17 protein-coding genes and 1 tRNA gene are annotated in these 13,998 nt (G+C 24.4%); 14 read left to right on the forward strand and 4 right to left on the reverse strand.

What is annotated here, in order from left to right; translation table 4 throughout:
* Positions 1–56 precede the first annotated feature (56 nt).
* From rplM to NV226_RS01355, 14 genes are all read left to right on the forward strand, one after another.
* On the forward strand, positions 57–494 hold the full coding sequence (gene rplM, locus NV226_RS01290) for a 50S ribosomal protein L13 (protein WP_258211097.1): 438 nt from the start codon (positions 57–59) through the stop codon (positions 492–494).
* On the forward strand, positions 494–886 hold the full coding sequence (gene rpsI / locus NV226_RS01295) for a 30S ribosomal protein S9 (RefSeq protein ID WP_258211098.1): 393 nt from the start codon (positions 494–496) through the stop codon (positions 884–886). The genes rplM and rpsI overlap by 1 nt, the downstream gene beginning before the upstream one ends.
* Before the next feature lie 78 nt (positions 887–964).
* Positions 965–1,041, forward strand: a tRNA-Ile gene (locus tag NV226_RS01300).
* A gap of 135 nt (positions 1,042–1,176) precedes the next feature.
* Complete coding sequence (locus NV226_RS01305; RefSeq protein ID WP_258211099.1) at positions 1,177–2,109, forward strand: Cof-type HAD-IIB family hydrolase; 933 nt, start codon at positions 1,177–1,179, stop codon at positions 2,107–2,109.
* A gap of 3 nt (positions 2,110–2,112) precedes the next feature.
* On the forward strand, positions 2,113–2,790 hold the full coding sequence (locus NV226_RS01310) for a ribonuclease HIII (protein ID WP_258211100.1): 678 nt from the start codon (positions 2,113–2,115) through the stop codon (positions 2,788–2,790).
* 129 nt (positions 2,791–2,919) lie between these two features.
* Complete coding sequence (locus NV226_RS01315) at positions 2,920–3,879, forward strand: phosphate acetyltransferase (protein ID WP_258211101.1); 960 nt, start codon at positions 2,920–2,922, stop codon at positions 3,877–3,879.
* Positions 3,880–3,882: 3 nt separating this feature from the next.
* Positions 3,883–5,082: an acetate/propionate family kinase gene (locus NV226_RS01320; protein ID WP_258211102.1), complete on the forward strand. Its 1,200-nt coding sequence runs from the start codon at positions 3,883–3,885 to the stop codon at positions 5,080–5,082.
* A complete protein-coding gene (gene coaD, locus NV226_RS01325) occupies positions 5,082–5,501 on the forward strand; it encodes a pantetheine-phosphate adenylyltransferase (protein WP_258211103.1) in 420 nt (139 codons plus the stop codon). The genes NV226_RS01320 and coaD overlap by 1 nt, the downstream gene beginning before the upstream one ends.
* A gap of 91 nt (positions 5,502–5,592) precedes the next feature.
* On the forward strand, positions 5,593–7,629 hold the full coding sequence (locus tag NV226_RS01330; protein WP_258211104.1) for an Mbov_0121 family peptidase domain-containing ABC transporter: 2,037 nt from the start codon (positions 5,593–5,595) through the stop codon (positions 7,627–7,629).
* A complete protein-coding gene (locus tag NV226_RS01335; RefSeq protein ID WP_258211105.1) occupies positions 7,622–7,984 on the forward strand; it encodes a hypothetical protein in 363 nt (120 codons plus the stop codon). The genes NV226_RS01330 and NV226_RS01335 overlap by 8 nt, the downstream gene beginning before the upstream one ends.
* Positions 7,985–8,083: 99 nt before the next feature.
* On the forward strand, positions 8,084–8,533 hold the full coding sequence (gene ybeY / locus NV226_RS01340) for an rRNA maturation RNase YbeY (RefSeq protein WP_258211106.1): 450 nt from the start codon (positions 8,084–8,086) through the stop codon (positions 8,531–8,533).
* 1 nt (position 8,534) lies between these two features.
* Positions 8,535–8,924, forward strand: a complete 390-nt coding sequence (gene cdd, locus NV226_RS01345; RefSeq protein WP_258211107.1) for a cytidine deaminase — start codon at positions 8,535–8,537, stop codon at positions 8,922–8,924.
* Complete coding sequence (gene era / locus NV226_RS01350) at positions 8,924–9,796, forward strand: GTPase Era (protein WP_258211108.1); 873 nt, start codon at positions 8,924–8,926, stop codon at positions 9,794–9,796. The genes cdd and era overlap by 1 nt, the downstream gene beginning before the upstream one ends.
* Before the next feature lie 64 nt (positions 9,797–9,860).
* Positions 9,861–10,433 carry a TM2 domain-containing protein gene (locus NV226_RS01355; RefSeq protein WP_258211109.1) on the forward strand — a complete coding sequence of 191 codons (573 nt, stop codon included), beginning with the start codon at positions 9,861–9,863 and terminating at the stop codon, positions 10,431–10,433.
* A gap of 40 nt (positions 10,434–10,473) precedes the next feature.
* Here the strand turns inward: NV226_RS01355 and NV226_RS01360 are convergent, their stop codons facing one another.
* The 4 genes from NV226_RS01360 to NV226_RS01375 all read right to left on the reverse strand — a co-directional run bounded on the left by NV226_RS01360 (position 10,474) and on the right by NV226_RS01375 (position 13,997).
* Positions 10,474–11,346 carry a DnaA ATPase domain-containing protein gene (locus NV226_RS01360; RefSeq protein WP_258211110.1) on the reverse strand — a complete coding sequence of 291 codons (873 nt, stop codon included), beginning with the start codon at positions 11,344–11,346 and terminating at the stop codon, positions 10,474–10,476.
* A gap of 3 nt (positions 11,347–11,349) precedes the next feature.
* Complete coding sequence (locus NV226_RS01365; RefSeq protein WP_258211111.1) at positions 11,350–12,324, reverse strand: DnaD domain protein; 975 nt, start codon at positions 12,322–12,324, stop codon at positions 11,350–11,352.
* A 221-nt stretch (positions 12,325–12,545) separates the two neighbouring features.
* A complete protein-coding gene (gene coaE, locus NV226_RS01370; protein ID WP_258211112.1) occupies positions 12,546–13,112 on the reverse strand; it encodes a dephospho-CoA kinase in 567 nt (188 codons plus the stop codon).
* A gap of 3 nt (positions 13,113–13,115) precedes the next feature.
* A complete protein-coding gene (locus NV226_RS01375) occupies positions 13,116–13,997 on the reverse strand; it encodes a 5'-3' exonuclease (RefSeq protein ID WP_258211113.1) in 882 nt (293 codons plus the stop codon).
* Position 13,998: the final 1 nt, after the last annotated feature.

The raw sequence follows: 13,998 nt of genomic DNA on the forward strand, positions 1-13,998 counted from the left end.
TAATAAAATTTAAGACAAAATAAATTCAGATAAAATTGAGGAAGGACAAACTCTAGATGAGGCAAACTACTATTGTTAAGCATCAAGAAGTTAATAAGAAGTGATATCTTATTGATGCTGAAAATCAAGTTTTAGGTGCAGTTGCAACTTTAGCAGCATCAATGTTAAGAGGTAAAAATAAACCTACTTTTACCCCAAATGTTGACATGGGAGATAATATTGTTATTATCAATGCAGAAAAAGTTGTTTTAACCGCTAAAAAAGAAGACGATAAGATGTACTATTCACATTCTGGCTATCCAGGTGGATTAAAAGCAATTAATGCAAGAAACCTAAGAGCTAAAAAACCAACTATGCTTTTAGAAAAAGCAATCAAAGGAATGTTACCACATACAAAATTAGGTAGAAAACAGTTCACTAATTTATATATATACGCAGGTTCAGAGCATGCTCAACAAGCACAAAAACCTGAAAAAATTGAGGTGATTAAATAATGACTGAAGTTATGTATCGTGGTTTAGGAAGAAGAAAATCTTCTGTAGCTAGAGTTATTTTAACTCCTGGTAATGGTCAATTTACCATTAACAAAAGAATTGCTAATGATTATTTAATGTCTGATTTATTAATTAAAGATGCTTTACAACCACTTGAAATTACAGAAACAATGAATCAATGAGATATTAAAGTAAACTCAAAAGGTGGAGGACTTTCAGGTCAAGCTGGAGCAATTCGTTTAGGAATTGCAAGAGCTCTTTTAGAAGCTTCTGGAGATTACAGAGCAAAATTAAAAGAAGCAAAAATGTTAAGTCGTGATTCAAGAATTAAAGAACGTAAAAAATTCGGACTTAGAAAAGCTCGTAGAGCAAGACAATTCTCAAAACGTTAATAATTGTTTGAAGAATAATTCTTTATTATATAATAGTATAACTAAACAACAGTTAAAGTGATTTAAATGTTGTTTTATGGGAGCGTAGCTCAGCTGGTTAGAGCACACGACTGATAATCGTGAGGTCGATGGTTCGATCCCATTCGTTCCCACCATTTCATTTTAAATGACCAAACAAACTTTTAAGTTTGTTTTTTTTTTTTTTTTTTGCAAAAAGAAATTTCCAGTTTTATCAAGTGAATGCGCTTTTTTTAAACTATAATTTTAAAGTCAAATATTAAAGGAGAATTATGGCTAAGAAAGAACTAAAAAATAAAAAACCAAAATATTTATTTGTAATTGATTTAGATGGAACTACACTTTCTGATTCAGCTATAAGTACTATTCATCCCGAAACTATTGAAGGAGTTAAATTAGCTCAAGAACAAGGGCATATTGTTTGTATTATTACAGGAAGACCTTGAAGAAGTTCAAAAAAAGCATATGAAGAATTAGGTTTAAAAACTGTAATTGGAAATTACAATGGTGCTCACATTCACAATCCTTCTGATGAATTTTTTATTCCCAAAATTGCTTATTTAAATTTAAATGAGATGTTGTATATTTTAGGTGATAAACACTTAAAAAAATACATTAATAATATTGCCATTGAAGGTCCCGGTTGAGTCCAACTTCAACATAGCGATCCTTTATTAGAAAAAATCTTCGGCTTTGATGAGATTGAGAAAAAAAGCATTGGTTTAAATTTTGCTAAAATACCGTTACAACCAACAGGAGTAGTTTTTGACATCAAAGAAGGTGTTGATTCTTATGAATTAAAAAAATATTTAGAAAGAAGATATGGTGATTTAGGAGAATTTTCTTCTTGATCAAAAGGCGATGGATTACCTCCTGTTTTTGATATCACTTCACTGGGAATTAGTAAAGGAAAAACATTACCACTATTAATGCGTTATTATGACATTGAAATGGATCATACAATAACTTTCGGTGATGGATTTAATGATGTTTCCATGTTTCAAGTAAGTAATGTAGCTGTTGCTATGAAAAACAGTGATAAGCGAGTACAAAAATATGCCACTGTTGTTTTGAGAAAAAGTAACAAAGAAGGTGGGGTCGGTTATTATATTAAGCAATTTTTAAAAAATCCCGAAAAACATATTAAAAATTCTAAAAAACTAAGATTGCAAAGAGCTAAAGACTTAGCGCCAGAAATTACATAAATTATGTTAAATAAAATAGATCAATTAAAAATTATAGGTGCCGATGAAACAGGAGTGGGAGATTATTTTACTCCTTTGGTAGCTTGTGCAGTCTATTTAAAACCCGAAAATTATGCTAAAGTACAAGCTTTAAATTTACGTGATTCTAAAACATTAACTGAAACTAGAATTTTAGAATTAGCTCAGCAATTAACTGAAATAGTAGTTTTTGAAACCACTATTTTTAAACAGCAACTGTATAATAAATTAGAAAAAAAATACAATGCTAATGAAATTAAAATGTTAATTCATTTAAAAAACATTAATACTTTAGAAAAAAAACATGTAGTTGATTTTATAATCATTGATCAATTTTCTACAGAAAAAAGTATTAACAAATACTATCAAAGAATTATTGGTGAATCCCAAAAAAACTTTCTGCCCCTTCAAGCAAAATTAATATTAGAAACAAAAGCAGAAAATACTTATTTAGCAGTTGCTGCAGCTGCAATTATTGCACGAGCAACATTACTAGAATATATGAAAAAGCAAAACAAAAAATGAAACATCAATTTTCCTCTTGGTGCTTCTAGTATTGTTGATGATTTTGGAAAAGAATTTGTGAAAATCCACGGAAAAGAAAAGTTGGTTGAAGTAGCTAAAATTTCATTCAAAACCACAGAAAAAATCTTAAATAACTAAAAAATATTTTTTGATATTTTTAAGATTTTTTAAGTGCTTTTAATTATAATTTAAACTATGTTTTTAGTAGATTTAAAAAACTAAGAGCAAGATTTTTAAATTATTATATTTAAAAAATGAGGAGAAATCATGAGTTTTATTCAAAGCCTTGAGCAAAATGTAGCTATTCTAAATCAAAAAGAAGGAATTAAAAAAATTCTTTTAATTGATGGTGATGATAAGCGCGCTCAAGAAGCAGCAAAATTATTGAAAAAAACAGGGCTTGTTGAACCTGTCTTATTATTAGAAAAATTTGAAGTAGTTGAAGGTGTAACTACGATTGTAATGGAAAAAAAGCAACAAAAAGAATTTGCACAAAAATTTTTTGAATTAAGAAAAGGTAAAGAAACTGAAGAAGCTGCAACAAAAGCAATGGAAACAAGACCATTTTATGCAATGATGTTATTACAGCAACAGCTAGTTGATGGAGTTGTAGGTGGTCTACTTTATACAACTGGAGATATTTTAAGAGCAGCATTCAAAATTATTGGCGCAAAGCCTGGAATTAAAACAATTTCATCTGCAATTGTTATGGCTAAAGGCTCAAAATCTTTAATTTTTAGCGATATTTCTGTAAATATTAATCCAAATGAAATCCAACTTCATGAAATTGGTTTAAATGCAGCTGATTTTGCAAAAAGTTTAGAACTAGATCCTAAAGTTGCTTTTTTATCTTTTTCTACAGACGGTTCAGCTATAAGTGATGAAACTAAAAAAGTTGTAGAAGCTACAAGACTTTATAACGAGAAAGCACCTCAAAATCCAGCAATTGGTGAAGTGCAATTTGATGCAGCCTTAGATTTAGAAGTAAGAAAAAGTAAATACAAAAAAAATAGTTTTGCAGAAGTGGCAAATGTGCTTATATTCCCTGATTTAAATTCAGGCAATATTGGATATAAAATCGCCCAAAGACTTGGTGATTATGAGGCGATTGGTCCAATTATTACAGGAATTAACAAACCTGTAAATGATTTATCACGTGGTGCAACTGTAAATGATGTTTATGGAACAGTTTTAATTACTACTTTACAAACAAAAGGACAAAAATAATTTATGGAAAAAATTTTAGTTATAAATGCTGGTTCTTCTTCGATGAAATGAGCTCTATTTAATAAAACTGATTTAAATCAAATTGCAAACGGAATTGCCGAAAGAATTGGCATCGATGGTGTTTTAGGTCTTTCATTCAATAATGATAAAAAAGAAAAACAAGTGAATTTAAAAAACCATTCAGATGCTGTTAAAGAAATTTTAATTTTTTGAAAAGAAAACGGTGTAATTAAATCAATCGAAGAAATTGAACTTGTTGGTTTTAGGGTAGTTCATGGTGGAAAATATTTTTCAGAAGCAATTAGAATCGACCAAAAAGCAATTGAATTAATTGATGAATGTTCAAAATTTGCGCCTCTACACAATCCTCCTGCAGCAGCAGCAATTCGCGCTTTTGGAGAACTGTTGCCAAATGCTAAATTTTCTGCTAACTTTGATACAGCTTTCCATGCAACAATTCCACAAGTTAATAATATTTATCCTATTAATTTTGAATTAAGTGAAAAACACGGAATCAAAAAATATGGATTTCATGGAACATCACATCATTTTATTACTAAAAAATTAGAAGAAATCTTGCAAAAAGACAAAGTTAATTTTGTTAATCTTCATTTAGGAAATGGTTCTTCGCTTTGTGCAATAAAGGATTCTAAATCTTTAGATACTACTATGGGATTTACTCCTTTGGCAGGTGTAATGATGGGAACAAGAAGTGGAGATATTGATCCTTCTATTCATGAATTTATTATGAAAGAAGAAAATTTAACCGTAGAAGAATTTACTAATATTTTAAATAAAAAATCAGGACTTTTAGGAGTTTCAGGAGTTTCCTCAGATATGCGTGATTTAATTGCTGAAGCTAAAAGTGGAAATCAAAAAGCAGAATTTGCTTTAGATCTTTTTGCAAAAACAATTGTTGATTATTTAGTTTCTTATATTAATAAAATCGGCCCTGAAGTAGATGCAATTGTTTTTACAGCAGGTATTGGTGAAAATAGTTCATCAGCAAGAAAAAGAATTATTGAAAAATTACATTTTAAAAATATTAAATTAGATCTTTCTCAAAATAATTTAAGTCCTAAAGATATTGGACCATATCATTTAATTTCTACTCCAGATTCTGAAATTCCTGTTTATGTAATTAGAACAAATGAAGAATTGATGATTGCTAAAGATGCTTTAAAATTGTCAGAAAATAAATAATGGCAATTAAAAGAGCAATCTTTGCTGGATCATTTGATCCGATGCATCAAGGTCATGTAAGCATCATCAAAAAAGCTTCAACTATTTTTGATTTTATTTATGTAATTATTACTATTAATCCAGATAAAGACCATAATGATAATTTTGATGAACGTGAAAAAAATGCTGAAAAACTATTAAAGAATTTTGATAATGTTCAAATTCTTGTAAATAAAAATCAATTAACAGCTGAATTAGCTAGAGATTTAGATGTAACTCATTTAATTCGTTCAGCTCGCAATGACATTGATTTTAATTATGAATTAGAATTAGCAGCAGGTAATAAAAAAATTAATAATAATTTAGAAACTATTTTAATTTTCCCGGATTTAGAAAATATAAATTTTAATTCAACTTTATTACGTCACAAAAAGAAATAGAAAAACTGACAAAGATAAAAATAAAAACTGTAAAAATAAATTACAGTTTTTTACTTTTTTTGCTTTTATACATTTTTTTACATTTATAAATATGACAATTAAAAAACAAAGTGACATCAAAGATTGTGGCATTGCAGTAATTCAATGATTTTATGAGTTCTTTTTTCATCAAAATATCAATGTTAATGAAATTAAAAAAATGGCATTTTATAGTAATAACGGAATTAGCATATCTAATTTAGAAAAATTAGCTTTGAATTGTGGATTTAGTTTGAATAGCTTCAAAGGTAATTTTGAAGCTTTAAAAAACTTAAATTTAGATCAACCTATAATTGCTTTAACTAATATACAAAGTTCAAATCACTATGTCATTGTTTATAAAATTACTTCAAAATTTTTTTATATTTTGGATCCAGTTACTGGGAAGAAAAAAATCAAAAGTGAAGATTTTACAAATATGTTTTTAAATGTAATTTTAGTAGCTGAAAAAAATGCCCAATTTAAACCAAAAATTAAAAAACTAAATTTTTTTGTAATTATTTTAAGTAATTTATCTTTAAAATTTTCTTTTTTGATTATTGTTATTAATTTTATAAATATATTTTTACGTATTTTTAGTTCTTTTTATATGAGAATAATTTTTGATTTAGTTATTCCACAACATTCCAGTAGGTTACTGTTTGAAATTTTTAGTATATTTTTGGTAGTAGTTTTATTGCAAGCATTATCTAATTTTTTAAAAAGTTATTTCCTAAAAAATTTAAATTTAAAAATTGAAAAAAAATTATTTGATGTTTATCTAGATTCATTAAAAAGTATTAGTAATCATCAAATTAACAAAGTGCAAAAACAAGATCATTTAAAAAGAATTATGTTGATAGAAAATGTAGCGAATTTTATAGCTAATTTTACTTATACAATTTTTTTTGAATTTATTATTTTCTTCTTTAGTTTAATTATGATTGTTTGAATTAATGGATGAATTTTTTTAATTATTTTTATCAACTCTTTTTTATTAATTATGATTTCTTTCTTATATCAAAAAAAATTAATGAATAAATATCCAGAAATTTATCAAATTTCATTGAGACATTTTTCTAATAGCAATGATTTAGTTCAAAATATTGATAAACTCAAAAATTCCAATTTTCAATCTTTTGTTGTTAATAATTTTTACAAAACTTATACAAAAAAACAAAATTTAGAAATTAAAACTTTTCATTTAGATAATTGTTATTTTCTAGTAAAAGGTTTAATAAATATTTTAAGTCCTTTAATTATCATTTTTGTCGGCGTATTGATGTATTTTGATAATATGATCTCTGTAGGTAGTATTTTATTATTTTTATCATTTATTAATTTTTATTTTAACCCCTTAGAAACTTTCACAGATTTGATTTTAAATTATCCAATAATAAAATCTAATTATCAAAATTTAGATTTTATTATTAGCTCAGATAAAGAAGAAGACAAAAATACTTTAATATTAAACGAAAAAATAAGGAAATTAGACTTTCAAAATTTTAATTTTAGTTATGATAATAATCTAAATATTTTTCATTTTGATAATTTAATCATTGATTCAAATATTTATTTAACAGGTAATAATGGTAAAGGAAAAAGTACATTTCTTCAAGTTTTAGCTCAAAAACTAGATCCAAAAGGTAAAATGTTAATTAATGATATTTCTTCAAAAAAATTTTCTAGGAAAAAATTAAGAGATGAAATATTTCACATTTCAAGTGATGAAAATTTTATTAATACTAATATTTTTACTTTTATAACTGAAAACAATATAGAATATCAACATTGTTTTTTGATTAATTATCAAAAATATCAGTTGAATAAAATTTTAGAGAAATTAAATTTAAATTTCAATATGGAAATTGAAAATAATGGCAACAATTTTTCTTCAGGTCAAAAGCAAGTTATTTCCTTATTAAAAATTTTCAACAAAAAATATAAATTAATATTAATCGATGAAGCTTTTGAAAATATTGATTTGGCTAGTTGTAAATTATTGCAAAAAGCGATTATCCAATTTCAAAAAGATGCATTATTTATTGAAGTTTCGCATAATCAAAAATACTTCTTTGCTGAGAAAGAACTTAAAATTACCAATGACTAAAGTTTCTAATTATTTTATTATTTTTTTTCTTTTAATTATTTCTATTTTTGGTTTATTAATTTATTTTTTAATTAATTATCAAATTAATTTAATCCAAAAAGTTGATTTTACTTTAGAAAAAGATTTTGTTGTTGTTAATTTGAAAAATGTAGATTTAAACAATATAGAAGGATTAGAAATTTCATTTAAAAATGAAAATGTATTTTTAAAATTTTTAAATTATGAAAATACAGCTAATGAATTTTATAAATTAAAATTTGAACATGACTTACAGAAATTTAATTTTTATAAAGATATGAATCAAGGTTTTATCCATTTCAAGCATATTTATTTTTGAAATTTAATTTTAAAGTAAATATGCTTTTTAAAAAAATATACGAATTAGAAAATATTTTTTGTTTATTCTCAATTTTAAATGGGAATAAACAATTTTACTTAATGTTATAATTTCACTGTGAAAAATAACCTAAATTACTTAAATAATACAAATTATAAGTTTAGATATTTAAAAGATTTTCAAGCGATTTTAGATTATTATCAAAAATTAATGAAATTTAAAAAGTTTATCAACATTGATTTTGTTTTAATTGATGATGTAGAAATGCAAAAAATTTCAAAAATTTACCGTAATAAAGATAAAACAACAGATATTTTATCTTTTCCTTCCAATTGAAAATCTTTAGAATTTGTAGAACCTATTCCCTTGGGAGAGATTTTTATTTCATATAACAAAGTAAAAGATCAAGCAAAAGAGTATAAACATTCAATCCGGAGAGAATTTTGCTATTTATTTACACATGGCATATTGCATCTTTATGGTTTAGATCACCAAACAGAAAAAGAAGAAAAAATAATGAATAATTTAGCTGACAAAATCATGAAAAAAATGAATATCGGGAGGTAAAATGTACTCAAATTTATTAAAACTTTTGGAAAATTCATATTCACCTTATTCCAACTTTGCAGTAGCTGCAATTGTTGTAGATAATGAAGGAAATACTTGAAATGGGGTTAATGTCGAAAATGCAGCATACCCTTCAGGATTATGTGCAGAAAGAAGCGCATTATTTGGTGCAATAAGTTATGGTTGAAAACCCGGAACTATAAAAGAAATTCATATTATTTCTAGAAAAAAAGATGATTATCTTTCCCCTTGTGGTAGTTGTCGTCAGGTTATGACAGAATTAATGAAATATGATGCAAAAATTTTTCAATATAAAAGTACAGGTGAATTTAGAATTAATTTTTTATACGAACTTATCCCATTTTCAATTTTGGGTAAGGATATCCAATAATGAAAACTTGTTTTGTTTCAATTATTGGTAGACCAAATGTAGGAAAATCTACTTTGTTAAACAATATTCTTGATTATGATCTTTCAATTGTAACATCAAAAAAACATACAACAAGAGATCTAATAAATGGCATTTATAATGATGGTGAATTTCAAATAATTTTTACTGATACGCCCGGAATTCACAAAGCTATAAATAAATTTGGTGAAAAGTTAAACAAAAATTCTTTTAATTCTTTAGAAGGCGTTGATTTAATTTTATTTTTATCTCCAATAAATGAAGATATTGGTAATTCAGATTTAATGATTATTGAAAAAATTAAAAATTTTAAAAATAAATTAGCAATCATTACTAAAGTTGATTTAGAACTTGATAGAGAAATATTAAATAAACGTGCCGCACAACTCAAAGAATTAGGATTTTTAAATGTTTTAGGGGTAAGTTATGAATACAAACAAACAGTTATTGATTTAATTGAGGAAATCAAGACATACAGTTATGAAAGCAATCTTTTTTATGAAGAAGATCAAATAACAGATAAATCAATGAGTTTTATAGTTAAAGAAGTTATTCGTGAAGCCGCAATTAATAATTTAGATCACGAAGTACCGCATTCTATTGCTGTTGTAATTAATTCTTTTGTCGAATCAGAAGATCAACCATATGAAATTGATGCAACCATTTATGTTGCTAAAGAGTCCCAAAAAGGAATTTTAATTGGGAAAAATGGCACAATGATTAAAAAAATTGGTAAAACAGCTCGTTATAAATTAATGGAACAATTCGATCATAAAATAATTTTGAATATAAAAATTAAAGTGAATAAAAATTGAGTTAAAGAAGAAAAACAAATAAAATTATTGGGATATTAAAATAAATTTTTAAATTAAGGTAAACTTTAAAATAGTTTAAGAAAATTATAAAAAAGGATATTTTATGAACATCAAAATTAAAAGCAAATCTAGTAAAATAGTTCTAATAATTCTTTCATTTTTTTCTGGTTTTATTGGAATAGATGATTTTTATTTAAAGAAATACATTACAGGTATATTAAAATTATTGTTTTTTGGAGCTTTTGTTGCTTTAGCATTATTTTTTATATTTTATTACTTACCACAAATGCAAAACACTTACAAAACATTACTTGATGAAATTAAGGATAAATTTGAGAAAGATTATGGAAATCCAAATGAATCAACAAGTTTTTCCCAAATATGAAGTGATATTCAAAATTATTTTATGAGTGGATGAAATACATTTAGAGAAAAGAATGAATTAGCTCTTTATGTTGGCGGTGCAGCTATTTTATTTGCAATCACCATTGTTTTTTATTGAATTTTCGCTGTTATTTCATCAATTTTTGGTCGTCGTGATCGTTACGGTCATTTAGTTTCATTTAAAGGCGCAACATTAGAGGAAATTTTAGAAAAAAGAGATAAAAAAATAGCTCAAGCAGTAATTAAAAAAATCAAAGAGCAAAGAAGAGACTTAAATATTAATAATTTATAAGATTAAAAAAATAACAACTTTGAAAGGTTGTTATTTTTAATTATTTTGCATATATTTTAAATATTTGGATATTTTTTTTAATTGAGTTAACAAAATTTTTATAATATCGAAATTTCATGTGATCTTTTTTTAGTTCTGGAGAATTCAAAATGTCTTTATATTCATAAATAGAAGTGTAATTTGTAATTTTTCGTTTATTATTTCGATATTTTACAATTTCTTCTAATATTTTTTCATATCAATCAGATTTTCTATGTGAATTTCAGTCATCTAAAGTTAAAATATCAACTTCTTGCATAAATTTAATAATGTCATTATTAACATTATTTTTCAAATTATCAATTAAGTATTTTTGCAAATCATTAACATTAATAAAAGCAACAGTTTTACCCATTTTTGCATATTTTATAGATAAATGCTGCATAACATATGTTTTACCTTCTGAATTATTTCCTCAAATATAAATTCCTTTATTATTTTCTAAAAGTGGATAATTTAAAATTTCATTTAAAAGTGAAGCGGTTGAAGGATAAACTCGTTGTTTTTCTACATTAAAATCAAAATCAGTAATTTCTGTCAATCTAAAGTTATTTTCAAAATAATTTTCTGGTTTATTTACAGGTTCAACATAAATTCGAAATATTTTATTAGAATCTGTTACTTTAAAAGAAGTCCCAAAATTTTTTGTATTATCATAATTTTCATATGCCATGTCAATGAAAATATCTAAATTTTCAATAATTAATTTTTTATTAATTTTATGTTTTCATTTTTCAATAGTGGAATGAATATTATTATATTTTGTTAAATATTTTAATAATTCACTTAAGTTTTTGGAACTTTTATCATTAAAATAATTATCAAGTATTTCATTTAATTTTTCTTTTGAGTGTCTTATTTTTGCATCTAACATAAGCTATTTCATTAAATTCAAGACAAAATCACTTGAAAAATCATTTTCTTTAATATCTTCATATTCATTTGCATCAGAAGAAATTTTTAGTTGATAATTAGGGACTTCATTTTTAAAAATTTCGATAATTTCATCATCATCAAATAAAGTTTTATTCAAATTAGTCTTAGATTTATTTTTTTGATTCCAACTTTCATTTAATTCAGCTAAAACATCATCAGCTTTAATAATATCTTTTTCTAAATACGATTTTGCAATCTTATCAATATAATTAATATTAATATCTCCGCCATTTACTTTAGAACAAAAATCTAAAAAATGTTTAACTGCCTCTTGAGAAAATCCTTGTTCAAGAATTTTCTCAATTCTTTTTTTAATTGAGGGAGCAATCTTACGACCTGTAATTTTCTGGTAATGTAATTCAATTAAATTTGTTGATTTCATTTTTGAAATTAATGATTTTTCTTCATTACTAATACTTTTATTGGCAAAAATATTTTTAATATTTACATTAAATACATCAATAAATTTAGCTGTTGTTTCAATATATTCATCTTTATCAATTTCATATCAACAATTTTCTTCGATTAATTGTTCAATTTTTTCAATTGGTAAAAATTCAGCAAGTTTAGCTAAAAACAATTTATTTTCAGCAATCATTTTTGCGTTTAAGGGCTTTTGTAATTTAAAGATAGTTTTTTTATAAAAAGAGCTTTCATAAGTTTTAATTAGCCCAATAGCTTCTAGTTTAGCTTTTGCATCTAATAATTGTTGGGTATCTAGTTTTAACATGACATTAATTTCATTAAAATTAAAGGTTTTAACATTTGATCGATAAATATTTCATAAATCAATAAAATATTGATACAAAATAACGGCATTAGCTCCTAAAAAAGGAGTATAAAAAACTCTAAAATTTTTTAAATCATTTTCATTAATAAATTTTGTATTTTCTAAAAAATATTCATTATTTCTCATTTGAAACTCCTAAGATTTTTAGTTTCGCAAAACTGTGTAGTTTAATTTTAAAATAGATTTAAGCTTGAAAATATTTTTTGTATTTTTTTATTCTATCCTTGGTTAGTTATTAGATATAGTTAACCACACAATTTTGGTTTCAAATCCCTTATTTTAAAGGCTTATATATATGTAAAAAAAGTTTTCCACATACCCAAAATTTCTATTTTTTAGTTATTTTTTTATGAATTATTAACTGTTTTTCTTAAAAACATTTTTAATTGTTCATTTGTTTCGAGGTTTTTTACATCAATTAATTTAACATTATTTTTTTTAAAAATTTTTTGATTTAAATTAGCATTAAAATCACTAATAAATTTGTTTACTCCCTTTTTTTTAACATTATTTTCTATTTGTTTTTCATCAATATTAAAAAGTTCGAATATTTCTGTAAAAAACTGTTCAAAATTTGCATTTTTTGAAAAAACATTAGGAATTTCAACAAAATCATATTTATATAAACTTAATTCTTTTTCTAGAAATGGATAAACAATTTTTTCTAATTTGTTTTTAAAATCATTATCGACTGTAATTTTTTTACGAAGTTTTTCGCGGTCTACTTCATTTTCATTTATAAATTCATTTCCCATTTTTTTTTGAATTTCCAAATAACAAGAATTATTTTTTTTATAGCATTCACGAAAAAAAATGTCCGCTTCTAAAACCGAATATCCCAAAGAAGCTATTCTTTTTAATAAATAACTTTTACCAACTCCATAATTTCCAATAATTGCATACTGTTTTTTCATTTTTTAACCTTTTTCAATTAAAAGTGCTAATCTTTTTAAAAACAAAGATTCCAGTTTTTCTTTTAGTTTTTCATTCATTTGCAATTGAAGTTTCATTTCATTTAAATTAATATTTAAATCAATGTGACGATCTAAAATTGCTAAATTACGACACATGTAAGCATTTTGTTTATTTTTCAAAAATTTTTCTTGAGTTTTTGGAGTTAGTTTGTCCAAATTTAAATAAATATTATCAATTGTGCCATATTTATTTAATAAACTTTTAGCAGTTTTTTCACCAATTCCTGCAATTCCGGGTAAATTATCAGAGCTATCACCAGCCAAACCTTTATATTCTATAATTTGTGATGGATTTAAATTATGTAGTATATAAAAATTATCTAAATTTTTAGTTAAATAACCTGATGTACCTTTTTTAGTGTAGATAACATTAACATTTCTATCAATTAATTGCAGTAAATCATGATCCCCAGAGAAAATATAGATTTCATTATTTTGGTTGATTTTTAATTTTTCTGTTAATGATGCGATTAAATCATCTGCTTCAATTGTATCGATACTTAAACTTTGTAGTTGCATTAAAGAAATAATTTCTCTTACATGATTCATTTGAGTAAATAAATCATCGGGTTGTTTTATTCTTCCTGCTTTGTAATCTTGATAGGTATCATGTCTTTTAGTTTTTGAACCATGATCAAAAGCGATAAAACAATGGGTAAAATCAAAGTTTTTAATTAATGAAAAAAAAGAAGTAAAAAAAACATGGATTCCATTTGTTTGCAATTGATTATCAGTTTTATTAATAAAATTACTATTAAAATTTGAGTAATATGATTTAAACATGAGATATGTTCCATCAATTAAAAGAATTCGATTTTTTTCCATA

The sequence above is a fragment of the Mycoplasma iguanae genome (assembly GCF_024722375.1).
GTDB lineage: Bacteria > Bacillota_I > Bacilli_A > Mycoplasmatales > Metamycoplasmataceae > Mycoplasma_M > Mycoplasma_M iguanae.